The organism is Streptomyces sp. NBC_01235, assembly GCF_035989285.1.
GTDB lineage: Bacteria > Actinomycetota > Actinomycetes > Streptomycetales > Streptomycetaceae > Streptomyces.
Window position 1 is genome coordinate 10265226 of record NZ_CP108513.1, and the last position, 23686, is coordinate 10288911.

Below are 23686 nucleotides of genomic sequence, written 5' to 3' on the forward strand. Positions count from 1 at the left end.
GGCAGTGCGGGGGGCCGCGGCGAAAGGGTGAAGGGGCGTCTACGGCAGCAGCTTCTCGATCGCGCTCTGGCCTTCCTTGTCGATCTTGCGCTTGGCCCACTCGAGGTTGCGCGGGGTCAGGTCCCTGCCCGTGGCCAGGACCACGTCCTCCGGCGACACCTCGGTGCCGGTACGCGTGTGGAGCAGGCGGTCCGGGGTGGCGCGGTCCGGGGAGGGCCGGGCGGCGCCGGGTTGTGACGTCGGCATGATGTCTGCTCCTCGCGTCCGAAGGGCTGCTTCGGCCCGGTGCGGTCATCGGGTCCACTAACACCATTCATCCTGGGGCCGCACCCTGCAATCCCACGCTGCCCGGGCGGATGCGTCCGAGATGCCACGATGATCGGGACGGCGTCTAATGGGCTGTGTCGGGGCGTCCCAACCACTGTGCGGCACACCGCACGGCAGGAAGGCCCAGCTCATGGAATCGACCACTGCCGGGAAACCGCGACGCGGGGGATTGCACAGGCTCGGCGCCTGGTGCGCCCGCCACTTCTTGGTCGTGATCATCGCCTGGCTCGTCGCCCTGGTCGCCCTTCAGGTGCTCAGCCGTTCCGTCGGCGGTACCTACGAGGACAACTTCCAACTGCCGGGCGTGCAGTCCCAGAAGGGCCTGGACGTGCTGGAGGAGCACGATCCGCAGGCCGGTGGCTACAGCAGCCAGATCGTGCTGCACGACGACCAGCAGGCCCTGGGCGCGCTCAGTTCCCAGATGTCCACGACCGTCGGTGACCTGCAGAAACTCCCGCACGTGCTCAGCGCGCAGAACCCCCTCTCACAGACCCCGACCAAGGTCGGCCCGGTCTCCGGCGACGGGAAGACCGGCTACATCACCGTCCGCTTCGACGTCCAGCCCTCCACCCTCGGTGACGACTACCTGACCGGCGTCGACCAGGCCGTGCAGCCGCTGCGGGCGGCCGGGGCCGAGGTCGAGTACGGCGGCTCACTCGGCGAACTGGCCCGCCCCGCCGCCGACGACCGGGTCAGCGAACTGATCGGCTTCGCGGTCGCCATCGTCGTCCTGCTGATCGGCTTCGGCAGCGTCATCGCCGCCGGGCTGCCCCTGGTCACCGCGCTGGTGAGCGTCGTCGTCGGGCTCGCCTGCCTCGGGCTGCTGGCCGCCGCCTTCACCTTCGCGACCGTCTCGCCCACCCTCGCCACCATGATCGGCCTGGGCGTCGGCATCGACTACGCCCTCTTCCTGACCACCCGGCACCGGCAGAACCTGATGAACGGGTCCGACCCCGCCGAGGCGGCCGGACACGCCAACGCCACCAGCGGCCGGGCCGTCCTCGTCTCCGGCACCACCGTGGTCATCGCGCTCGCGGGCCTGTACGCCTCCGGGGTGTCCTTCATCGGCAAGCTCGGCCTCGCCGCCGCCGTCACGGTCGTCACCGCCGTCGTCGGCGCCCTCACCCTCGTGCCCGCCCTGCTCGGGCTCATCGGCCGCCGCATCGACCGCTACCACGTGCGCAAACCGGTCGCCGAGACCGACGCCGAACCGGGCGCCACCCCGCACGGCACCTGGCACCGCTACGCCAAGCGCGTCGAGCGCAGACCCTGGGAGTACCTCGGGGCCGGCGTCGCCGTCATCGCGATCCTCGCGATCCCCGTCTTCTCCATCCAGCTCGGCCACATCGGCGACGGCGCCGACCCGACCTCGTTCACCGACCGGCGGGCCTACGACCTGATGACCGGCGCCTTCGGCCCCGGCTCCAACGGGCCCCTCACCGTCGTCATCGACCAGACCTCCGTCCCCTCCGACAAACGCTCCGACCTCGCCTCCCAGGCGCAGAAGACCCTGAACGCCGTGCCCGACGCGGCCACGGTCACCCCGTTGACGGCCACCCAGGACGGCGACGTCCTGATCGCCACCGTCTACTCCACCCAGGCCCCGCAGGACGCCACCACCACCGACCTGACGAACCGGCTCGAGGACGACACCCTCCCCGACGCGGTCTCCGGCTACGACGCCAAGGGCTATGTCACCGGCACCACGGCCGCCCAGGTCGACTTCCGCGACATCGTCGCCAGCCGTCTGCCCCTGATCATCGGGGTGGTCGTCGGCCTGGCCTTCCTGATCATCCTGGCCGTCTTCCGCGGCCTCCTCGTCGCCGTCAAGGCCGCCGTCCTCAACGTCCTGTCGATCACGGCCTCGTACGGTGTCGTCGTCGCCGTCTTCCAGTGGGGCTGGGGAGGCCCCGCGCTGGGCGTCAACGGTGACGTGCCCATCGAGAGCTATGTGCCGATGATGATGTTCGCGATCATCTTCGGCCTCAGCATGGACTACGAGATCTTCCTGCTGTCCCGAGTCCACGAGGCATGGCTGCGCACCGGCGACGCCAAGGACTCCGTCGCCCACGCCCTGGAGATCACCGCGAGGGTCATCACCTGCGCGGCCCTGATCATGGTGAGCGTGTTCTCGGCGTTCATCATCAGCGACAACATCGTGGTCAAGATGCTGGGCCTGGGCCTCGCGGTCAGTGTGCTGATCGACGCCACCGTCGTACGCCTGCTCATGGTGCCCGCCGTGATGACGCTGCTGGGGAAGCACGCCTGGTGGACGCCGCGATGGCTGGACCGGATCCTGCCGCACATCGACGCGGAGGGGGAGTCGGAGGGGCTCAGCGCCGCCGCGGACGCGCAGGCGCGAGAACGAGCATCGTGACGTCGTCGCGAATGGCGGGGCAGTGACGCAGGACGTCGCGCCACACGCGGTCGGCCGTGGTCGCCGGGTCGGCGCCGGCGGCGAGGGACGGCAGCCGGTCGAGGAGGGGGTAGAAGACGCCGGCGGCGTCCCTGGCCTCCGAGACGCCGTCGGAGGCCAGGAAGAGACGGTCGCCGTGGCGCAGCGGCAGGACGTGGGAGGTGAGCGGGGCGTCGTCCGCGATGCCGAGCCCCAGGGGCGTCCACGGGACGACGTCCACCTCCGTGGCCGTGCCGTCGCGCAGCAGCACCGGCGGCGGATGCCCGCAGACGACGATGCGCACGGCGTCCGCGCCCGGGGTGAACTCCAGCAGGACGGCCGTCGCGAACAGCTCGGCGTGCGCGACCCGCGCCGAGTCCACCACCAGCCGCCGGTCGAGGCGGGCGGCCACCGCCTCCAGGGCCGGCTGGTCGAGCACCGCCTCCCGGAACGCGCCGAGGAGCGAGGCCACCGTCGCCACCGCCGCCAGCCCGTGCCCCTGCACATCGCCCAGCACCGCCCGCACCCCATGGGCGCTCATCCGCACGTCGAAGAAGTCGCCGCCGACCAGCGTCCCGCGCTGCGCCGCCCGGTACAGACCCGCGCAGCGCACCGACCCGACCCGCTCGGGCACCGGCGGCACCAGGGCGTTCTGGGCGGCCTCGGCGATCGTGCGCTCGATGTCCAGCTGAAGGTCACGGCGCCGGCGCACGAACGCCACGAACACGCTCAGAGCCGCGACGAAACACACCGTCAGCACGTCGGTCTGGCCCGGCTGGTCGAGGTGGAACGCGGGCACGTTGAGCATCACGACCACGGCCACGCCGAGCACCCCGGTCGCCACGGGACCGTACGACAGCACAGCCAGCGGCGGGATCGCGCCCAGCAGGAAGCCGAGGTCCAGCGGCTCGGAGCTGACCAGCGCAGCCACGCACACGCACACGATCAGGACGAGCGGCAGCGCCCGCACCCAGCCCGGCGGCGGAGCGCCCCGCAGCCAGCCCCGCCGGTCCCCGTCCAGTCGTCCCACACCCCTACGCTCCACCCCGGCATCGGCCGCCGCACTCCGAAAAATCGGTGGACGTGATCGCCGACGACTCCCTACCGTGTGACCGCACGCCCGCAGACCCACGGAAGGAGGCGAGCGCCATGCGAACCACATTCGTCCCGCGCTCCCACTCCGTGACCCCGGCGTGCCGCGTCTGACCCTCGTCCGACGCCCCGGGAGCGCACCACGCTGTACGCGACCCGGAGGAATCCGTGACCGATCTGGTCATCCGCGCTCTCGACGAGAGCGACGTCCGTCTCTTCGACACCCTGCCCGACCCGCTGCGCGCCGCCGAGGCATTCGGCAAGGTCACCTACCGGCCCGACTTCAGGCGCGTCGCCCTGCGGGACGGCCGGGTCGTCGCCCGCGCCGTCTGGTGGGGTGGGCCCGAGGACACCGAACCGCTCGTGGTGGAGTGGTTCGACTTCGCCGACGGCGAGGAGGAGGCCGCCGCCGAGCTCCTGCGCACCGCCCCCTGGCAGGTCGGCCTGAACCTGGTCATGCCCGGAGGCCGGCGAGACGACCCCGCCGTGCGGGCCGCCGCCGAGGCCCGGCACGCCGCGGCCCGCGCGGCCGGCCAGACCCCGCTGGTAGAACGCTTCGTCTACCGCTGGACGCCGGAATGCGGGCTGCCCGAACGCCCCGGACGCCTGCGCTTCGCCCCCGAACCCGACGACACGGTCTTCTTCGACGCCCTGCGCCGCATCCACTGCGACACCCTCGACGCCCACGCCCGCAAGGCCATCGACGCGGGCGGCCTCGACCAGGCCGCCCAGGAGGAGCTGGACTTCTTCCGCTGGTGCCCTTCCCCACGCGAGTGGTGGCAGATCGCCCGCACCCCCGACGGAGAACTGGCCGGCATCCACATCCCGGCTCACAACCCCTCCGGCCCCTGCGTCGGCTTCATCGGCGTGCTGCCGGAACACCGGGGACACGGATACGCCTACGACCTGCTCGCCGAGTGCACCCACTACCTCGTCGACCGGGGCGCCGAGTTCATCGCCGCCGCCACCGACCAGGACAACGTCCCCATGGCGGCCCACTTCACGAGGGCGGGCTATCCGGTGGTCCGGGAGCGGGTGAACTTCGAGGTCGGCTGACGATCGACTGTCAGACCCCGGTGGCAGGCTGTCCCCAGGGTGATCGACCGGGGGTGACGGAGGCACGATGGGGTTCGACGGCGAGGTCTGGTACGTGCGCGGTACGGACGGCGGAGAGGACATCGGCGAGATCGCCGTCGCCGAGGCCGACTTTCCCTGGCTGTCGGGACGCTTCAGCGCCGGACGGGCGTACGACGCCGTCGAGCCCCTGTTCACCCGGGAACTGGCGCTCATGGAGGACGAGGACCGGGAGGCGTGGGAAGTCGTTCAGGCCGAGATACGCCGTCGGGTGTCGATGATCTCGCCCCGAGGACCTGTCCCGGAGTTCCTGCTGCACATCCAGGGGGACGAGGCCTGGTTCCGGTGGAGTGACGAGGCGTTCGAGGAGGACTGAGTCAGCGTGCCGCGCCCTCCAACAGGGCCTCGGCGTCGGCCAGTATCTCGGTGACGCGCAGGCCGAACGCGGCGTCGCAGGGGTGCGGCGGGCCGTCGTGGGCCGTGGTGAGGAGGGCGTCGGCGGCCCGGGTGAGGGCGGTGGCGGCGTCCGTGCCGCCCTGGGGGAGCCGGGTGATCCCGGCCGTGCCGCGGATCTCGACGCTCGCGCCCGTCGCCTTGGGCGGGGCCGTCAGGCTGAGCGTCAGGGTGCTGGAGGCGCCGGTGACATGGTCCAGGACGACGTGGACCGTGTCGCCGGGGCCGTGGGCCGCTGCCGTCACCCGGCGGACCTCGCCGAGGACGGGCAGCAGCACGGACAACGCGTGCGGGCCCACGTCCCACAGGGCGCCCTTCTCACCGCGCCAGGGCGTGGCGAACGGGTGGTCGTCGGCACCGTGGAAGACGTCCCCCAGCCACTGGGCGTGTCCCGTGAACCACCCTGCGGTGTCCGCCTGTTCGGCGATCCAGTCACCGGCCTCGGGCATGAACCGGGTGGTGAAGAAGACGACCGAGGCGACCCGCGCCTCCTGCGTGGCCCGCACCACGGCCCGCGCTCCCGCCACCGTCGTGGCGACGGGCTTGTCGAGCAGCAGATGACAGCCGGCCCCGGCGGCCCGCACCGCGAGTTGCGCCTGGACCTCCGGCGGCAGGGCGACGGCCACCGCGTCCACGTCGTCGAGCAGGGCGTCGACCTCGTCGTAGGCCCGTGTCCCGTGACGGTCGGCCAGTTCCTTCGCGGCCTCCGGGCGCCGCCCCCACACGCCGACGAAGTCCAGCGCGTCGTGGGCCTCCAGGACGGGCGCGTGCACCATCCGGGCCCAAGGACCGGTGCCGAGCAGACCGATGCGCATACCGCTGACTCTCCCTGCCGTTGCCGAGTGACCGACCGTGGGCGAGCCTCGCACACGGAGGGCGCCGAGGACACCCCCGTCCGCGCCCTTCAGGCCGCCCGCGCGTCCTCCGTCCCCGCGCCCGAGGAGGTGCCCCCGACCAGACGGAGATGCCGCCGCTGCCCGGCATGGCGTCGCCTGGCCCGGGCCGGGGCGAACAGGCGATCCTCGACCCGGTCCATGACCACGAGCAGGACGGACAACAGCGGCAGCAGGAGTACGGCGACCCAGAGCACGGTTCTCTCCTCGTCAGGCGACGAGATGCCGGGTGCTCCGGATCGGGCCGTTGATGCGTGCCGGACGCCGTCAGGGGCGAACCGGGGCGGCGAAACCCGTCAGCAGGGCGTCCGCCTGGGCCAGGCCGCTCTCCGCGGAGATCTCCCGCACCGTCTGCGCGGGCCGGACCGTGGCGAACGAGACGTGACCGGCATCGAGCAGGTACCCGTACACGGCGGCCCTCGGCAGGCTGTTGTACGACCAGTGCGCCGAGAAGTAGTAGCCGCCCGTGTCGTGGAGCACGACCAGGTCCCCCTCGGCGAGCGCGGGCAGCGGCCGGTCGTGCGCCACCACGTCCCCGGCGAAACAGAGCGGCCCGGCGACGTCCTGCCGCACGAGGGGCGCCCGCTTGGGCGTGCCGTCCGGACCGTAGGCGGACACCCGCAGCGGCCACGCCTCCGGCATGAAGACGGTACGGGTGGCGATCTGACCGCCGACGTGGGTGAGGGCGACCCGGCGCCCGCCGGCGTCCTTGACGTACTCGACGAGCGCCGCGGTGAAGCCGTTCTTGGCGATCAGGGAGCGGCCGAACTCGGTGACCACCTGATAGCGGCCGTCCAGCAGCGCCGGTTCGGCGGCGGTGAGCGCCGCCACGTATTCGGCGTACGTGGGCGTGACCGTGTCGTCGGCGAAGTTCACCGGCAGCCCGCCGCCCAGGTCGAGGCTGGTCACCTGGCGGCGGCCGACGTGGGCGTTGATCTCCTCGGCGAGCCGGTGCGTCGCCGCGAGGCCCTCCGCGATCAGGGACAGCGGGCAGCCCTGGGAACCCACGTGCGCGTGCAGCCGGGTCAGCCACGGCCGCCGCGCGAACGCCTCGACGACCCGGGCGCGGGCCCCGGGGTCGCGCAGGGCCACCCCGAACTTGGAGTGCGCGGTCGCCGTGCTCATCGCGCCGATGGACCCGCCGCCGACCTGGGGGTTGACCCGCACCCCGAGCACGGAAGCACAGTCCGCGGGGCGCAGCGCGTCGATCCGGTCGAGCTCGTCGAGGTTGTCCGCGTTGAGCGCGACGCCCAGGGCGAGGGCCTCACGGATCTCCTGACGGGTCTTGGCCGGCGAGTCCAGCACGATGCGCGCCGGCTCGAACCCCGCGTCCAGGGCCAGTCGCAGCTCCCCGGGGCTCGCCACCTCGCAGCCCATGCCGGCGTCGGCGAGCAGCCGCAGCACGGGCACCAGCGAACAGGCCTTGGCGGCGAAGGTGTGCAGGACGTCCGGCACGTGCGCGAACGCGGCGTGCAGCCCGGCGACGCTGTCACGTACGCCCCGGACGTCGACGAAGCCGGCCACCGGCCGGTCCGCCCCGACCAGCCCGTCCGCGACGGCCCGCCGGACGGCGAGCGCGACCCGCGAGTCGGGTGAGGCGTCGGCCTGATGGTTCTCTGTGGGCAGCAGCACGATCTGGTCTCCTTCGGACGAGGAAGGGCGTCACGGAGTCGGGTGACACTTCCACTTCCAGACTCGCCCCCGCGCCGCCCGTACGTCTTTGGGGAACCGCACAAAGACAACCGGAACCTTCGTGTCCACGCATAAGGTCAGGGTGCCGTCAGCCGCACGGCGAGCGTCAGCAGCAGCCGGGTGTCGGGATCGTCCAGGTCCACCCCGTACCGCTCCCGGACCCGGCTCAGCCGGTAACGGAGCGTGTTGGCGTGCACGACCAGCCGACGGGCCGCCTCCGGCACGTCGCCCCCGGTGTCGAGGTACGCCGCCAGGGACCGTACGAGCTCGCCACCCGCGGCGAGGTCCGTGCGGATCAGGTCGTGGACCGGCCCGCCGCCGGACTCCCACACCGGGCGCGCCGCGTCCAGCATCCGCAGCACCTCCAGCGCCGCGCCCGCCCCGGCCGCGTCGGCGTGCCGCGCGGGCCGGGGCCGGCCGGCGGCCAGCGCCCGGGCCTCCCGCTCCCGCAGCGCCCGCACGACGAGCACGGCCCGCTCGCAGGACAGACAGGCCCGCTCCGGAGTCACGACCGGACCGACGCCCAGCCACACCGCCGCCGACCCCGGCAGCGAGGACACGACCGCGTCGAGCTCGCGTACGACGCCCCGTACGGCGGCCTCGTGCTCCTTCGCCGGGGCGTCGCCGGTGAGCAGCAGCGTGAGCCGGTCGCCGTCCCGCAGGATCCCGGTCCCCGGGCGGTGCGCCGAGACCTCCAGGACGAGGACGTCCAGCGCCCGGTCGTCGGCCTTCGCGCCCTCCTTCCGTTCGGCCACCACGACCGCGCACGGCGCGTCCGGGGACAGGCCGAGCGACCAGGCGTGGGTGCGCCGGTCCCCGAGGCCGTGCAGCAGACCGCGCAGCGCGGCCTCCCGGCGGTGCGCCGTGCCGCTCTCGTGCAGCCGCTCGCGCACCAGCAGCGGGGCGGCGAGCCCGGCGGCCGTGCGCAGGTACCGGGCGGCGTCCGGGGCCAGGGCGGCGCCGTCGGCCGCGGCCCAGATCGAACCGAGGACCTCCCGCCCGCTGCGCACGGCGACGACCAGCCGCTCCGGGTTGTCGCCGTCGGCGGGCCGGTGGATGACGTCCTCGGAGGTCCACAACGCGCGCAGCAGCCCGCTGCGCCGCAGCTCGGCGACCCGCCAGTCGGGCACCCGGCCGCCGAGGATGACCGTCCGGCGCAGCGGGTCGGCGCCCGGGCCGGTGGCGGAGTGGGCCAGGACGCGCAACCGGGTGTCCTCGATGGTGATCGACCCCTTCACATACGCCGCGACCCGCGCCGCCAGGACGGCGAGGGAGGGCGCCGCCTCCGGGCCCCGGAGCGCGTCGGCGTCCTCGCCGTCGCCGGCCCGGGCGTAGGACAGTGCCGACCTCAGCAGCGCGGCGGCCTCGGCCCAGTCGGTGCCCTCGGCGCGGGCGAGCAGGGCGATGCCGGTCTCCCGGGCTGCCGCCACCGCACCGATGACCTCCTCGCCCGTGTCGCCCGTGTCACCCATGCCGTCGATGTCGCCCAGGACGACGGCACAGGCGCCCCGCCGGGCGGCCTCCCGCACGGTCCCGGCGTCCGGGACGGAGCCCACGGCCAGCAGCAGGGTGCCCTGGTCCTGCGGAGGCTCCTGGCGCTCCCGGCGCGGACCCAGGTCGTCCAGGCCGACGGCGATCCGCCGGACGACGGTGTCGGGTGCGGCGGGCGCGCACAGCAGGCGCACCGCGTCGCCGTCCTCGAAGGCCAGCAGGGACCGCAGGGTCGGCGTCTCCAGGTTCACCGGCCCGACAATAGTTCGCCGCACGCGCACCGGCCCCCACCACGATTCAGCTCCCACGCTGCTGAATGCGTTCGGTTTCTTCCATTGGACCCGCGGCCGACGGCCGGGCCAGGCTGGAGTGCGTCCGGTGCGCCGCAATCACCCAGGGCCCGACGCAGCCTTGCCCACTGCACACGCTGACCCCCCGGCGCGTTCGCGAAAACCAGACGATCGTGATCGAGGACCTGACCGTGCGCAAAATGGCCAAAACCGGACACTTGCCCGCGCCGTCGGCGACGCGGACTGGGCGCGGTTCCGGAACACGTCGGCCTACAAGGCCGCCTGGGGCAGGCGGACGCGGAGAAGGTGCAGCGGGGGCGGGGGCGCGGATCCTGGAGACCGGCACGCACGACGAACTCCTCCGCCGGAGCGGGGCGTACCCGCAACCGCACAGCGGGCAGGTCGCGTAACAGTACGTGGCCGGATCATGACCCCGGCGGGTGACATGAGCGGCCGGAATGCATGAATCGCCCAGGTCCGGGCACACGCAGCGCAACACAGAGAGAGGGGCGCTCGTGATCGTTCCGGACCCGAAGGTCGCCAGGACGTTGCTGACCCGCTATGCGACGCTGAAGATCGCTCAGGCGGAGAGGGAGAGCCCGCAGGCGGCTCGTGAACTGCGGGACGTGACGTACACCTTGTGCGTGCTGATGGGCACGGCCGACGTCCGGGAGGCGGTGGCCGCGGCGGACGCCCTGCTCGAGTCCGCGGCGGCGCTGCCCGCGAAGGACGAGGAGAGCGGACTGTCCCTGGCCGTCTGACGACGGTCCGCGGCCGGACCCGGCGCGGCGGGGGCGCTCCCTGCGAGCTCCCGCCGCGTCCGCGTCAGGAGGCGGCGGAGCCGCACCGGTCGGCGTGCCGGGTGCCGGCCTCCGACGGCGACCCGGCCAGCCATTCCGCGATCGTGCGGGCGATCGGCTGGCCGGTGTCCACCTCCACGAAGCCGAACTGCCCCGACTGGTTGCATTCCAGGAACCACCAGGTGCCGTCGGCGTCCTCCGCGAAGTCGAAGGCGCCGTAGGCCAGTTCCGCCTCCCGCAGATACGTCCGTACGGCCTCGCCGAGGCGCGGCGGGACGTCGACGGGGCGCCACGGCGTGGTGGAGGGCGAGAAGCGCACGTCCACCACCTCGGGGTCGCTGCCGGGGGCCGTCTCCTTGCGGGCGGCCAGCATGCGGTCGCCGACCGCGGTCAGCCGTATGTCGGCCCGCTTGGCCACCCGGCGTTGCAGCAGCGTCGGACCGTAGGCGACGGCGGCGAAGTCGGCGCCCGGCGGGACCCGGGTGGTGGGCACCGCGCGGGGCGGATCCTGCGGATGCGCCCCGGACACCGGTTTGACCACCAGGTCCGGGTAGCGGTCCGCGAACTCGCGCGCCGCCTGCGGGAACGTCGTGATGAGCGTGGCCGGCACGGGCAGGCCGCTGCGCTGTGCGAGCCGCAGCTGCCAGGGCTTGTGCCGGGCGCGCAGCGACGCGTCCGGGTGGTTCATCCAGCGTGCCCCGGTACCGCGGAGCATCCCGTACAGCGCCTGCGAGGCCTCCTCCGTGAGCCACGCGGACGGTTCGGGCGCCCGGGCGGCCGCGGCGCCGGGCCGGCGGATCCACACCGACCGCAGCCCGTCGAGGCTCACCAGCCGTCCGGCGGACGACAGATGGCCCCGGAAGGCCCCGTGCACGTACTCGCCGGAGAGCGCGACGGAATGGGTGAGGTCGGCGGGATCGAGCCGGACGACCGGAACGCCGGCGGCGTTCAGGTGCACGACCACCATGTCCGCCGTGACGTCCTCTTCACAGGTCAGAATGAGCACGGTCATGTTCGTCGGCCCGTGTTCAGTCGTCGAAGTGGGTCTTGGAGCCCGCCGTCGAGGTCGTGGTCCCGAGTTCTCTCAGGAGGGCGTGGTCACGAGCGGCGATCCGGCCGTCGAGAGTTACGTTCAACTGCAGTCCGGGGTCATAGGCGTACGGAGTGCTGAACTCCAACTCGGCCGCAGGCCGTGCGTAGTTGAGCGTGAACGGTTGCATCGTCTCTCCCTCGTCGGTACTGCCTCGATCAAGCGGTGCCGCTGTGCGACGTCACTCGGGCCCGCTGCTTGGTGCTGGATGGGTGCGACCTTCAGTCACTTATACGAATCGAACGGGTGGTTGGTTTCCTTACTCTCCGTGATCATCGGGGAGTTGGGCACCGAACAGGGCGCGGAGCAGGGGAGATCGGGTCGAGCGGGAGTGAAAACGTCTTCCGGAGCGGTCAGTCGGGGACGTGCTCAGGGGTGTGCGCGGGGGTTTGATCGGGTGCGCGACGCAGGGAACGCAGGGCCAGCAGGAGGACGCCGATGTCGTCGAGGTAGACCGGGTCCGGCAGGAGGTCGGTCGGGAGTACGAAGTACAGGACCGCGCCCCAGAACACCCAGCGCGGGCCGGTGGGAAGTCCCGCCCGTCTCAGGCCCCTGCGGGCCCGGACCAGACGTACCAGTACCGCGGCTGCTACGGCGAACAGGGCCGCGGCCGACACCACAGCGACGACGACGAGCGTGGTTGGCGCATCCACGGGCCCTCCCATATGGTCCGTCGTGCGGCGTCTGCTCTCTTTGTCTTTCTCCGTCCGGACCCTGTCCCGTGGTCCCTGTCTGTCGATTTCCCCGCTTTCGGTTTCCGAATTCCCGTTTCCGCGGGGATTACCGCAACGGATGCATCTCGGGGGCGCAGGGGCGACCGCACCCTTCGGCGAGGGTCGGCCTGATCACCCGCTCCTCACGGTCCCTTCCGGACCGCCCCGTCCCCTCTCACCGGCGCGACGAGCGCCACCGCACCGCTACCCCCAGTGACACCACCCGCCCCCGTCGGGGGCTGGAGACAGTTCCGCCGAGCCAGGGCGGCCCCGTCCACCCCGGTCCCGTCGACGGCCTTCTCCACGCCGCAGCGGCCCACCGGCCGCTGGAGGACGTCGCCCAACTCATCTCGATGCCCGAACAGTCCGAGGAGGGTACGGAGGCGGCGGCCGACGTGCTGCGGGTGGTCGGCACGGACCGGCCCCTGGAGGACGTGCCCGGCTGGTGGCCGTGCTGTCCCGGCCGCCGCGCCACGCGGAGCACGCGGGAGTGGCGCGCAGTCGGCCGACATCGTGCCGGCGGGCCTCCTGCGGGCCCGTCAGCACCCGGTCGGGGGCGAAAGGCGGATCGCGACCTTACCGGTCGGTCGCCTGGGATTCGTCGTCGTCGGTGGTGTCGTCCGGCTGCGGCGAGTCGGCCGGAGCAGGGGAAGCCGGCGTCGTCGACAACGGTCGCAGGCTCTTGGTCGATTCCTTGAAGCGCTCCAGGGTCCGGCCCAGTTGCTGGAAGGGGGAGCCGCTCTTCCTCGCCGGCGCCTGTCGCGGTTCGCCGGCCTCGGCGGCGGCCTCCCGGTACGCGTCCAGTGCCTCGTGGGCGTGTTCGGCGGCCTCCCGGTACAGGTCCCGGGACTCCGTCATCGCCTCCAGCGCCTCCTTGTACATCGCCACGAGCTTGCGTTCACGAGCGAGTTCCTCTTCCAGGGTCAGCAGCTGCCACTGCTCCCGCAGCGCGGTGAGCGCGGCGTCGGCGCCCTCGGGCAGCGGCGTGGGCAGGGCGGCGAAGCGCCGTACCGCGTCCAGCAGCTCGGTGGGATGCGTGCCGTCCAGGAACACGCTGCGCACCGAGAAGTCGGCCGCGTCGTAGTCGGCCGGAGCGGGAACGCCGGGCAGCACCAGCGCGCCGCCGCGCGGCACCTCCACCCTGGACTCCTTCAGGGCCCAGTTCACGGTACGCAACTGGTGCGGGGCCGCCCGGTGCTCGATCACCCGGTGGTGCAGACCGGGCGGCAGCAGCGGGACCAGCGACCGGAGGCCCTGCTCGGTGGGCGTCATGGCCTCGTGGACGACGACGTGGACGGTCCAGGTGTCGCGCAGGGCGCTCCGGAGCGTACGCCGCAGCTCCTTCTCGTCCGCCGGCAGCGGGTTGGTGTCGAGGAACCGCTCACCGGTGACGGTCTCGTGCCCCCACGGGGTGTCCGCGTCCCACGGCCAGAACAGGCCGGCGGGCGACGGCCACCGCAGGTCCCACGGCCGCTCCGCCTCCGCCGTCAGCGTCCACTCCTGCCCCCGGCCCGACCACTCGGCGAGTGTGAGCCGGGCACGGACGGTGACCTCCTCCGCCACCTGCCACCGGGCTTCGAAGGCCGTCTCCCCCTCGGGGGTGTCGGCGTCGGGCAGTTCCTTGAAGTCCTGGACGGTCCCGGTGTCCTTGAGGGCCTGGAGGTTCTTGCGCAGGACGTCCGGCGCGGCGGGGCCGGTGTGGCGGCCACGGGCCTGCCACACCGTGGAGGGAGTCGTGGGCGGAACGGTCGCGGCGATGTGCATGAGTCCATTCGTGAGGGCGGGCGACGAGACGAAGACGTACGAGGCCAGTATCGCGCGCCGCGGGCCGTGGGCGATCAAGAGGGTCGGTGACGCGGGCGCCCGAAGACACCCCGTCCAGGCGCGCCTTCCCCACCACGGCACAGGTCACGCGTCCGGATGCGTACGGGTATGTACGGGGTGCGTGTCGCTCGTTCGGGGTGTGCGCCGTTCACCAACGCCGGCGTCCGCGCACCCATGGGCTCGCCGGGGGCCGGAACCCGAGAATCGGACCCGGCGGACAGGGCTCGCCCACCATCCGCGTCGGGGCGAGCCCTGTCCGCGTGGCGGTTCGTGGCCGAGACGGTCGTCGAGGGCGCTCAGGGGCTGCGCGTACACCCAGCCGGCCCGGCCGCCCGTGCGTCACCGTCCGCGGCCGATGACGCCTCCGGTGGTCGGCGTCCGCGCGCGATCGCCGAGGCCCTGCGGCCGGCTCAGGAGGCGACCGTCAAGACCAGGCACGCCGACCCCGTCGATGCCGTGATCCGCAGGCACGCCAACCGGACCGCCGCCGAACCGCGGTCCGACGACGCCCCCGCCCCGCTCGTGAAGAAGAGCGCCCGCACCGGGGTCAGCGCCTCCTGCTCGCTCGACACCGGCCGGGTGGGCGCGCTCACCGGAGCTCCTTCCGTCTGATGCAGGGCCGTTGGCCGCCCCGGCTCAGCCACCGCTTCACGGTGAGGAGGGTGTCAGTCGGTTCCGGACCCGGGCTGCACACGGGACCCGGCCACGGTGAAGCCGATCCGGGTTCCGCCGCCGGGGCGAGGGCCCGCGCTGACGGTGCCCCCGTGGGCTTCGGCCACATCGCGGACGATGGCGAGGCCGAGTCCGGAGCCGGGCAGGGCGCGAGCGGTGTCGGCACGGTAGAAGCGGTCGAACACGCGGGGGAGGTCGTCGGCGTCGATACCCGGTCCACGGTCGGACACCGTGACCGCCCCCCGGTGGATGTGCACGTGGATGGGTTCGTCGCCGTCCGGGTCGAACTTGGCGGCGTTCTCCAGCAGGTTGCCCAGCGCGCGTTCGAGGCCCTGCGGGCGGCCACGGACCACGCTGTCGTCGGCGTCGACGTGGACCAGGCGACCGCTGCGTCGGTACACGCGCCGCGCGACACGGCGGGCCACCACGGCGAGTTCCACCGACTCCTCGACCTCCTCATGGCCGCCGGCCAGCGCCAGTTCGACGAGTTCGTCCACGAGGTGGGCGAGTTCGCCGGTCTCGCCCTCGACGTCCTCGAGGAGCCGGTCGCGGGCCTGCGGGGAGAGCTCGGCGACGCGGCGCAGCACGGTGGCGTTGGTGCGCAGGCTGGTGAGGGGGGTCCGCAGCTCGTGGGCGGCGTCGTGCACCAGTCTTTCCTGGGCGTCGCGGGCGGCCGCGATACGGCCCAGCATCCTGCTGAACGACGTGGACAGTCGGCCCACCTCGTCTCGTCCGCCCGGCAGATCCGACGTGCCGAACCTGCCCCGGCCGTCGGCGCTGACCTTTTCGGCGACCTCGGCCAGCCGTACCAGGCGCCGGGTGATACGTCCCGCGACCAGTCGTCCCGCGCCGGCCGCGACCAGCGTGACCGCGAGGCTGACCGCCATGATCTCCCTGGCCATTCCGCCCAGGACGTGGCGGGTCTGGTCGATCTGGACGGCCACCTGCAGGGCGCCCCGGTTCTCGCCCAGGGCGGTGGTCAGCCGACGGTAGGTGCGGCCCGCCACGACGACCTCGGCGATGTCCGTGTCCCCGGCCTCGCCCGAGGCGGCCAGGTTCCGCCCGGCGTCGGACACCGGCAGCGTCACGGGCGGGCCACCGACGCGCGTGGCGGATCCGTCGACGGCGACGGCCTGCAGGATCAGTCGCCGCTCCGGCTCGTCCCCGGGACCGGGGCGGTCCGGCCCGGGAAAGAGCTCCGGCGCCTGAGCGATCACCTCGGAGGACAGTGGCTGCTGTCCCTGCTCCTGGGCGTGCGCCAGGGCCACCGTGGCCGACCGCAGTGTCCGGTCGATCTCGGCGAGGACCCGGTCGGAGGCGGCGCGATAACTCAGCGCTCCGACCAGGACCGCCACCACGGCCCCGATGGCGGCGAAGGCGAGCGCGAACCGCGAACGCAGGGTCATGGCCGCGCCGCGTACCCCACGCCGCGCACGGTGTGGATCAGTTCGGGTGCTCCGGCCGCGCCGAGCTTGCGCCGCAGATACCCGACGTAGCCCGCGAGGTTCTTGGCGTCCACTCCGGCGTCGCGCCCCCACACCTGGTGGTAGAGCGTCTGGTGGTCCAGGACGAGTCCCTCGTTGCGCACCAGGAGCTCCAGCAGGTCGAACTCGGTCCTGGTGAGCGGTATTTCCTCCTCGCCCCACCACACCCGGCGGGCCGACGGAGCGATCCGCAGCGCGGCCATGCGCAGGACGGCATCACCCCTGTTCGCGTCCCCGGTCTCCCGTGCGGGCGTCGGCGCCAGGGCGGCTCTGCGCAGCAACGCCCGTAGCCGCGCCGTCAGTTCGGGTACCGCGAAGGGCTTGGGCAGATAGTCGTCGGCACCGGCGTCGAGGCCGGCGGCCCGGTCCGGGGTGCGGGACCGGGCGGTGAGCATGAGGACCGGTGTGCGGTCACCGTCGGCGCGCAGCACGCGGCACACGGCCATGCCGTCGACATGGGGCATCATGACGTCGAGGACCAGCACGTCGAAGGACTCCCGGCGGACCCGGGTCAGCGTCTCGACCCCGTCGGCGGCGGTGACGACGTCGTACCCCTCCAACTCCAGTGCGCGCGCGAGGGATTCACGGACCGCGCGATCGTCGTCGGCGATGAGGACACGATCAGGCATCCGGGCATGATGGCACACCGCTCCGGGCCCGCCGGTTCTCATCGAATTCCCGACCGGCTCCTGACCGGGTCTGAGATCACTCGCCGAGCATGAGGGCCGCAGCACGATCACTCACACCCCCCGCAGGAGCCCCCCATGTCGTCCGTTCCCCCACCGATGGCCGCGAAGAGCGCCCCCGCGTCGCCGTCGTCGAACCCGGATCGCCGGCGGTTGCGCGCGCACCCCGCCGTGGTCCTCGCCGTCTGCCTCGGTCTCGGCGTCACGGGCTGCGCCGGCATCGGCCAGGCGTCGTCGTCGGCGGCACTGACGAAGCCGAAGCCGAAGGCGGTACCGGCGTCCGCCCTGCGCACCGGCGCCGGCGGCGCGAACACGGGGCAGGTCGTGGCCGCCGCCAACGCGTTCCTGGCCACGCTGTCCGACGAGCAGAAGGACACCGTCCTCTACGACTTCGACGACCCGGCGAAGAAGACCGGCTGGTCCAACTTCCCGACGCCCGTCGTCGAGCGCAACGGCCTGAAACTCGGCGACCTCACCGACGCACAGGAGGCCGCGGCCCTGAAGGTCATGGAAGCCGCGCTCAGCAAGAAGGGCTACGAGGAACTCGTCGAGATCCGCAAGGCCGACGACTACCTCGCCTCGCTCCCGGACACCGGCGGCCCGGGCGGCGGCACCCCGACGGGCACCCCCACCACGGCTCCGTCCGGCACCCCCACGGCGACGCCCACCGGTGGCGGCCGTCCCCCCGGCGGAGGCGGCGGCGCCAACTTCGGCTCGGAGTGGTACTACATCTCGTTCTTCGGAACGCCCAGCAAGTCCGGGGAGTTCACGCTCCAGTACGGCGGTCACCACGCCGCCTACAACCTCACCTACGCGGGCGCCAGCGTGAGCATCTCGCCCACCCTCACCGCCGTGGAGCCGATGGAGTTCGACTGGGAGAACCTGTACTACGCCCCGCTGGAGGACAAGCGCACCTCCACCATCGCCGCCATCCAGTCCCTCACCGCGGACGAACTGACCGCCGCCGAGATCGACGGCAGCTTCGACGACCTCTACCTCGGCCCCGGCCACGACGGCCCCTTCCCCGCCCAGCCGGAGGGCGTCCTGGTCAGCAGCCTCACCAAGAAGCAGCAGGCCAAGGTCACCGCGATGCTCAGGGCGTGGGTCGACGACCTCGACGAGAAGGCGGCGGCGCGGCTGCTGGCCAAGTACGTCTCGGAGTACGACCGGACGTACATCGGGTGGAGCGGCGGGACCACGCTGGACAACGACCAGACATACGTCCGACTTGACGGCCCGTCGGCATGGGTCGAGTTCTCCAACCAGCCGGGCGCGTCCACCGACGGGATCCACCAGCACACCATCTTCCGGGACGAGACCGCCGACTACGGCTGGGAGTGACGGTGGGAGGGACATCAGCCGTGCGTCGGCTCCTGTCCGCGCTCGTGCTCGTGCTCGCGGCAATGACGCTGGTCGGTGGCCTCGCGTCACCGGCCGGCGCCCACCCGATGAGCACCTCCGCCGTGCTCCTCGACGTCCGTGACGACGAGGTCGCGGGGGAGGTGCAGCTGCCGATCGACCGGCTGGCCATCGCCGTGCACCGCGAGCTCACCCCCGCGAGCGTCGTCGGCGCCGACCGGACGTTCCTCGGCGACTACACCGCCGAGCACATCGCCGCGGTCGGCGACGACGGCACCCCCTGGACGGTGACGCTCGGCACGCCGGTGGTCCGTACGATCGACGCGACGGCGCATCTGGTCTATCCGCTCGAGATCCGCCCGCCCGACGGGCGCGTCACCGGTTTCGACCTCCGCTACGACGTGATCGTCGAGGAACTGGTCACCCACCGGGTCATCGCCACCGTCCGCTACGACTTCGACCGCGGCATCCTCGAGGCGGACGACGCCGAGACCCTCGGGGTCCTCGACTGGGACACCAAGAGCCTGAACGTCCCCGCCGGGGAAGGGTCATGGCTGCGGGGCTTCGTCACGACGGTACGCCTGGGGACGGAGCACGTCGGCGAGGGGGCCGATCACCTGCTGTTCCTCCTCATGCTGCTCGTCCCGGCCCCGCTGGTGGCGGCGGGCGGCCGGTGGCGCGCCGCCCGCGCGTCGAGGCGGCGCAGCATCCGCCGCGTCGTGCACGTGGTCTCCGCGTTCGCCGTCGGCCACTCGCTCACCCTGGCCCTGGCGGCGGCCGGAGCGATCCACGTACCGTCCCGGCCGGTGGAGACGCTGATCGCCTTCTCGATCGCCGTGTCCGCGGTCCACGCGATACGCCCTCTCGTGGCCCGCGGGGAGGTACTCGTCGCCAGTGGCTTCGGGCTCGTCCACGGGCTGGCGTTCGCCTCGCTCATCGGCGACCTCGGCCTGGACCGGGGGTCCCTCGTCACCACACTCCTCGGCTTCAACCTGGGCATCGAACTGACCCAGCTGCTCGTCGTCGCCCTGATCATGCCGTCGCTGCTCGTCCTGGCCCGCACGGCCTTCTATCCCGCGTTCCGCCTCGCCCTGGCCGCCCTCGGCCTGCTGTTCTCGGCCTCCTGGATGCTGGAGCGCGCGACGCTGACGTCCTCCGACCCGTTCGAAGGCGTGCAGACGTGGCTGGTCGGGCACCCGTTGTCCGTCGCCGCGTCGCTCGCGGCATTCGCCGTCGTCGCGCTGCGCCTGGCACCACGGACGCCTGTCGAGGATGCGGACACCGGCCGACCGGCGGTCCACGCGCTGGACGGCCGGGAGAGGACGGTCAGTTCACGAGGCTGACGTGCCGGCAGTGGTCCGGTGCCGTGAGGGACCGTGGGGGGAAGCTGTCGTCCGGTGCCTGGAGGCAGATGTCGTGCCGGTGGGCCACCACGCCGGTGGCCCGCACGGCGCGTGGACCGGCATCGGGCCTCCGGCGGCCGTGCGTCGCGCAGCGACGGCGGGAAACGGTCGCAGACGTCCGCGCCCCCCGCGAAGCCGAGGATCGCGCCGTCCGTGAACAGCTCCGTGTCGGCGGTCCAGCCCTGCCGGGTCCCGCCAGGAGGTGTCGGTGGGGAAGCCCCAGTGGTTGAGCAGCGGGCTGCGGCGCTGGTTCTCGTGGATGCAGTTGAGCAACGGGTTGCCGCCGGCGAAGGTCCCCGTCGGCTCGAGCGCGGTGTGGTTCTCCCGCCACGATCACGTTCGGATTCGGGGGCGCGGACGCGGCGGCGTGGGCCGTCGATCTCCGTGTCCCGGACGACCAGTCCGTTCACGGCAGCCGAATCCCGAGACCGCGCAGCACGGTCGCGGTGTCGGCGCCGCTCGCCGAGGCGGCGGCGACGGGACGCCGTGGGCGTGGGACGGCCACCGGGAACGAGGTGCGGCCGGTGTCCACCAGCCAGTCGTCGCCCCGCCCGACGAGGCGGGCGTCACCGGCGGACGCGGAAAGACAGGTGGACACCACGTCCGCCATGGACACGTCCCAGATCACACCGCCTCCCCCCGGCTGCTCGGACAGGGCGAGCGCGGCGGCGAGCAGACCGGTGAGCGGGTCGGCGACGGCGTCACCGGCGAACACGGGCCCCCCGTCCGCGTCCGTGGCGAGGAGTCCGCGGGAGGCGGCCACGTCGTCGCCGAAGCCGACCCGTCCCGAGGCGCGCCCGTGCGCCGTGATCGAGATCCAGGTGCAGCCACGGGCCGCCTCCGCCTCCGCGTCCAGTCCGAATCCCGCCAGAGCGCGGGGCCGGGAGGCCTCGATCACCACATCCGCCCGGCCGACCAGCTCGTGCAGGGCGGTGCGGCCCCGCGGGTCGCCGGGGTCCAGGACGACGGAGTGGTGGCCCGCGTGCAGCAGATCGTAGAAGGAGGAGTCGCCGAACCGGGCCCCGTCCGGGCGGGACGGTGTCTCCACCTTGACCACCCTGGCCCTCGCCGACCCCAGCAGATGCGCGCACAGCGGACCGGCCCACAGGGAGCTGAAGTCGACCACCAGCAGGCCTGCCACGTCCCGTGGCGGTCCCGGCAGCGGACAGGCGCGCTCGGGGCGGGGCCCGACCGTCCCGCCCGCGAGACCGAGGAGTTCCACCCGCTCGTCCAGTTCCGCTCCGTCGTGCGCGGCCAGCCAGTCGGCCAGCCGGCGGGGGAGCGCCTCGGCGTCCAGATCCCGGCCGATCAGCGCGCTCCACAGCAGGGGGTCGTCCGGACGCGCGTCGGAGACGGCGGCCCAGCCGTCCCTCGTCGGAAGCAGACGGCAACTGCCGCCGACCGAGAGCCGCCCCCGCCGTCCCCGCCCGCTGAACGCGGCCCGCTCGGCGAGCAGCCGGGCCCCGTCGAGCCGCGCCCCGCCGGCCGAGGCGACATGGTCGGCCAGCCAGGAGGCGAAGGCGGCCGCTCCGCCGGGGGGAAGCAGCGGCGGTCCGTCGGGGTGGCCGGTCAGGAGAGGGACGCCGCTGCGGGCCCAGTCCTCGGCGATCCGGGACGGAGCGGTCGCGGACCAGGGGCGGGGGGAGCGCGTGGCGCCGACGGGAGGCCGGTCCGCGCGGGGCGCCGTCGCGCCGACGGGCCCCCGATGCCGGGTGGCCCGCGGCGGGCTGCCGGGCGCCTGGTCGGACATGCCGGGATGGTAGACCGGAGTCGTGTCCCCGACCACACCGATCTCCGTCGCCGAACTCGCCGCCGGCGCGGCGGACGCCGACCTCCTCGACGGCGAGGCCGGACCGTACCGGCCACTGCTGGTCGTCGACCTGGACCTGACGCCCGCACCCACGGCCGCCGACCTCCGGCGTGCCGTCCGCCGAGCCCGTGAAGGCGACCGGCTGCTGGTCGGGCGTACCGTCCGCACGGTTCCCGACTGTCCCGGCGCCCTCCTGGACTCCCTGGACCTGACGCTCGTACCCGCTCCCCGCGCACGCCACGGCTCGGTGGACGCCGCCGGGTCCCCGGCCACGGTCGCCGTCGAAGACCCGGAAACAGAGGCCGAATTCCTGCGCGGCCGGGCGGAGGAGCAGCCGCAGGCTGCTCTGGTGCTGCACCAACTCCTCCTTCTTCAGGCACGGTTGACGGTGCCGCAGGCGCTCGACGCGGAGTCGCTGGCGTACTCGACGCTGCTCGGCGGGTCGGGCTTCGCCGGGTGGCTCGCGGCCCGCGGTCCGCGCCCCGCGCCTCCCCGTACGAGCGGCGACCCCGTTCTGGTGCGCCGCGAGGGCGCCGTCCTGCGGATCACGCTCAACCGCCCCGAGCGGCGCAACGCCCACGGCGCGGAACTGCGCGACGCCCTGGCCGGCGCTCTCGACATCGCCCGCTGGGACGACAGCGTGCGCGAGGTGGTCCTGGACGGCAACGGGCCCTGCTTCAGCTCCGGCGGTGACCTGGACGAGTTCGGCGCCGCCACCGACCTCGCCGCCGCGCACCTCATCCGCACCCGGGCGGGTGCGGCGGCCCGGCTGCACGCCGTCGGCGGACGGCTCACGGCGAGGCTGCACGGTCACTGCGTCGGCGCGGGCATCGAGCTTCCGGCCTTCGCCTCCCGCGTCGTGGCCGCCCCGGACACCCGGGTCCGCCTGCCCGAGCTGGGCATGGGCCTGATCCCCGGCGCCGGGGGCACGGTCAGTCTGCCGCGCCGGATCGGCCGCCGGCGCACCCTGTTCCTGGTCCTCGACGGCCGGACCGTCGCGGTCGAACGCGCCCTGGCCTGGGGGTTGGTGGACCGGATCGAGGAGTGAGCCGTGCGGGGGTCCGGCCGCTCAGGGTCGGGGCCGGACCAGCCCCGCGTCGTAGTTGCCCGGTGGACGCGACCGGCGCGATCCTGTCACTGCGGGTGGCCAAGGACCTGGTCCGCCCGGACCTCGAACTCGGCATCGTCACGATGCGCATCGGCGGCGGGCAGGCCCTGGCCGCGCTCTTCCGCAGGGTGGGGTGAGTTCCCACCCGGCCGGAGCTCAGGCGTCGTAGGCGTAGAAGCCTCGGCCGTTCTTGCGCCCGAGGTGGCCCGCGGCGACCATGCGGCGCAGGAGTGCGGGTGGCGCGTAGAGCGGTTCCTTGAACTCCTCGTACATCGACTCGGCGACGGCCTGGGCGGTGTCGAGGCCGATGAGGTCGAGCAGGCGCAGCGGGCCCATGGGGTGGGCGCAGCCGAGTTCCATACCCCGGTCGATGTCGTCGGGCCGTGCGGAGCCGGATTCCACCATGCGCACGGCACTGAGCAGGTAGGGGACGAGCAGGGCGTTGACGACGAAGCCCGAACGGTCGGCCGCCTGGATGGCCTCCTTGCCCAGCTGTCCTGCGAAGTCGCGGGTGCGCCGCACGGTCTCCTGGCTGGTGGTGAGGGCGGGGATGACCTCGACCAGTCGCTGCACGGGCACGGGGTTGAAGAAGTGCATGCCGATGACCTGTCCCGGCCGCTCGGTGGCGACGGCGAGGTCGACGATGGGGATCGAGGAGGTGTTGGTGGCCAGGATCGCCGCGGGATCCTCGACCGCCTTGTCCAGGGCGCGCAGCACATCGGTCTTGATGTCGCGCTTCTCGGCGACGGCCTCGACGACGAACTGGCGGTCGGCCAGATCGGCGAGGTCGTGGGTGAAGGACAGCCGCGCGAGGATCTGATCGCGCTGCTCCTCGCCGAGTCTGCCGCGCCGCACGCCCCGGTCGAGGGAGGCGGTGATGCGGCGGCGGCCTGCCTCGACGGCGTCGAACGTGGCTTCGGCGACGCGGACGTCGATGCCGCCGCGGGCGGCGACTTCGGCGATGCCGGAGCCCATGAGGCCGCAGCCGACGACGCCGAGGCGGGTGACGGGATCCATGGGGGGTCCTCTC

23 protein-coding genes and 1 pseudogene are annotated in these 23686 nt (G+C 73.2%); 10 read left to right on the plus strand and 14 right to left on the minus strand.

The annotated features are described in order from the left end of the window. Nucleotides 1-39: 39 nt before the first annotated feature. Nucleotides 40-246, minus strand: a complete 207-nt coding sequence (locus OG289_RS46070; RefSeq protein ID WP_327319983.1) for a hypothetical protein — start codon at nt 244-246, stop codon at nt 40-42. A 211-nt stretch (nt 247-457) separates the two neighbouring features. Here OG289_RS46070 and OG289_RS46075 point away from each other — a divergent pair, with 211 nt between their 5' ends. After that, on the plus strand, nt 458-2704 hold the full coding sequence (locus OG289_RS46075; protein WP_327319984.1) for an MMPL family transporter: 2247 nt from the start codon (nt 458-460) through the stop codon (nt 2702-2704). Here the strand turns inward: OG289_RS46075 and OG289_RS46080 are convergent. Then, complete coding sequence (locus tag OG289_RS46080; RefSeq protein WP_327319985.1) at nt 2661-3752, minus strand: PP2C family protein-serine/threonine phosphatase; 1092 nt, start codon at nt 3750-3752, stop codon at nt 2661-2663. The genes OG289_RS46075 and OG289_RS46080 overlap by 44 nt on opposite strands. A gap of 230 nt (nt 3753-3982) precedes the next feature. On the opposite strand from OG289_RS46080, the gene OG289_RS46085 reads away from it, so the two are divergent. Next, entirely contained in the window at nt 3983-4870 is an 888-nt protein-coding gene (locus tag OG289_RS46085) for a GNAT family N-acetyltransferase (RefSeq protein WP_327319986.1), read from the plus strand. Nucleotides 4871-4937: 67 nt separating this feature from the next. Next, entirely contained in the window at nt 4938-5264 is a 327-nt protein-coding gene (locus OG289_RS46090) for a hypothetical protein (RefSeq protein ID WP_327319987.1), read from the plus strand. A 1-nt stretch (nt 5265) separates the two neighbouring features. Here OG289_RS46090 and OG289_RS46095 read toward each other — a convergent pair whose 3' ends face one another. From OG289_RS46095 to OG289_RS46110, 4 genes are all read right to left on the minus strand, one after another. Next, on the minus strand, nt 5266-6156 hold the full coding sequence (locus tag OG289_RS46095; protein WP_327319988.1) for a Gfo/Idh/MocA family protein: 891 nt from the start codon (nt 6154-6156) through the stop codon (nt 5266-5268). An 89-nt stretch (nt 6157-6245) separates the two neighbouring features. Next, a complete protein-coding gene (locus OG289_RS46100; RefSeq protein ID WP_327319989.1) occupies nt 6246-6431 on the minus strand; it encodes a hypothetical protein in 186 nt (61 codons plus the stop codon). A gap of 70 nt (nt 6432-6501) precedes the next feature. Beyond that, nucleotides 6502-7860: a diaminopimelate decarboxylase gene (locus OG289_RS46105; RefSeq protein WP_442819131.1), complete on the minus strand. Its 1359-nt coding sequence runs from the start codon at nt 7858-7860 to the stop codon at nt 6502-6504. 143 nt (nt 7861-8003) lie between these two features. Next, entirely contained in the window at nt 8004-9668 is a 1665-nt protein-coding gene (locus OG289_RS46110) for a PucR family transcriptional regulator (protein WP_327319990.1), read from the minus strand. A gap of 167 nt (nt 9669-9835) precedes the next feature. On the opposite strand from OG289_RS46110, the pseudogene OG289_RS46115 reads away from it, so the two are divergent. Next, a pseudogene (locus OG289_RS46115) lies at nt 9836-9993 on the plus strand (RNA-guided endonuclease TnpB family protein); the annotation flags it as partial. A gap of 229 nt (nt 9994-10222) precedes the next feature. Next, on the plus strand, nt 10223-10468 hold the full coding sequence (locus OG289_RS46120; RefSeq protein WP_327319991.1) for a DUF5133 domain-containing protein: 246 nt from the start codon (nt 10223-10225) through the stop codon (nt 10466-10468). A 64-nt stretch (nt 10469-10532) separates the two neighbouring features. Here OG289_RS46120 and tgmB read toward each other — a convergent pair whose 3' ends face one another. The 4 genes from tgmB to OG289_RS46140 all read right to left on the minus strand — a co-directional run bounded on the left by tgmB (nt 10533) and on the right by OG289_RS46140 (nt 14074). Further along, nucleotides 10533-11519: an ATP-grasp ribosomal peptide maturase gene (tgmB, locus tag OG289_RS46125; RefSeq protein ID WP_327319992.1), complete on the minus strand. Its 987-nt coding sequence runs from the start codon at nt 11517-11519 to the stop codon at nt 10533-10535. A gap of 16 nt (nt 11520-11535) precedes the next feature. Continuing rightward, nucleotides 11536-11727 carry a putative ATP-grasp-modified RiPP gene (tgmA, locus tag OG289_RS46130; protein WP_327319993.1) on the minus strand — a complete coding sequence of 64 codons (192 nt, stop codon included), beginning with the start codon at nt 11725-11727 and terminating at the stop codon, nt 11536-11538. Nucleotides 11728-11950: 223 nt separating this feature from the next. Next, the gene (locus OG289_RS46135; RefSeq protein ID WP_327319994.1) at nt 11951-12250 is read right to left on the minus strand and encodes a YkvA family protein; all 300 of its coding nucleotides are present in this window, start codon (nt 12248-12250) and stop codon (nt 11951-11953) included. Nucleotides 12251-12886: 636 nt separating this feature from the next. Next, nucleotides 12887-14074 carry a hypothetical protein gene (locus OG289_RS46140; RefSeq protein WP_327319995.1) on the minus strand — a complete coding sequence of 396 codons (1188 nt, stop codon included), beginning with the start codon at nt 14072-14074 and terminating at the stop codon, nt 12887-12889. A gap of 330 nt (nt 14075-14404) precedes the next feature. On the opposite strand from OG289_RS46140, the gene OG289_RS46145 reads away from it, so the two are divergent. After that, nucleotides 14405-14746 (plus strand): hypothetical protein, encoded by a 342-nt coding sequence (locus tag OG289_RS46145; RefSeq protein WP_327319996.1) that lies wholly within the window; start codon nt 14405-14407, stop codon nt 14744-14746. Nucleotides 14747-14799: 53 nt separating this feature from the next. Here OG289_RS46145 and OG289_RS46150 read toward each other — a convergent pair whose 3' ends face one another. After that, complete coding sequence (locus tag OG289_RS46150; protein ID WP_327319997.1) at nt 14800-16212, minus strand: sensor histidine kinase; 1413 nt, start codon at nt 16210-16212, stop codon at nt 14800-14802. Beyond that, nucleotides 16209-16919: a response regulator transcription factor gene (locus OG289_RS46155; protein ID WP_327319998.1), complete on the minus strand. Its 711-nt coding sequence runs from the start codon at nt 16917-16919 to the stop codon at nt 16209-16211. The genes OG289_RS46150 and OG289_RS46155 overlap by 4 nt, the downstream gene beginning before the upstream one ends. Before the next feature lie 135 nt (nt 16920-17054). Between OG289_RS46155 and OG289_RS46160 the strand changes: the two genes are divergently transcribed. Beyond that, the gene (locus OG289_RS46160; RefSeq protein WP_327319999.1) at nt 17055-18317 is read left to right on the plus strand and encodes a DUF3500 domain-containing protein; all 1263 of its coding nucleotides are present in this window, start codon (nt 17055-17057) and stop codon (nt 18315-18317) included. A gap of 20 nt (nt 18318-18337) precedes the next feature. After that, the gene (locus tag OG289_RS46165) at nt 18338-19678 is read left to right on the plus strand and encodes a HupE/UreJ family protein (RefSeq protein ID WP_327320000.1); all 1341 of its coding nucleotides are present in this window, start codon (nt 18338-18340) and stop codon (nt 19676-19678) included. A gap of 466 nt (nt 19679-20144) precedes the next feature. Here the strand turns inward: OG289_RS46165 and OG289_RS46170 are convergent, their stop codons facing one another. Further along, nucleotides 20145-21488, minus strand: coding sequence for a CoA transferase (locus OG289_RS46170; RefSeq protein WP_327320001.1), 1344 nt, complete (start codon nt 21486-21488; stop codon nt 20145-20147). Between the two features lie 22 nt (nt 21489-21510). Here OG289_RS46170 and OG289_RS46175 point away from each other — a divergent pair, with 22 nt between their 5' ends. Next, entirely contained in the window at nt 21511-22596 is a 1086-nt protein-coding gene (locus tag OG289_RS46175) for an enoyl-CoA hydratase/isomerase family protein (RefSeq protein WP_327320002.1), read from the plus strand. Nucleotides 22597-22658: 62 nt separating this feature from the next. Beyond that, entirely contained in the window at nt 22659-22793 is a 135-nt protein-coding gene (locus OG289_RS46180) for a hypothetical protein (RefSeq protein ID WP_327320003.1), read from the plus strand. A gap of 19 nt (nt 22794-22812) precedes the next feature. Here the strand turns inward: OG289_RS46180 and OG289_RS46185 are convergent, their stop codons facing one another. Continuing rightward, the gene (locus OG289_RS46185; protein ID WP_327320004.1) at nt 22813-23673 is read right to left on the minus strand and encodes a 3-hydroxybutyryl-CoA dehydrogenase; all 861 of its coding nucleotides are present in this window, start codon (nt 23671-23673) and stop codon (nt 22813-22815) included. Nucleotides 23674-23686 lie beyond the last annotated feature (13 nt).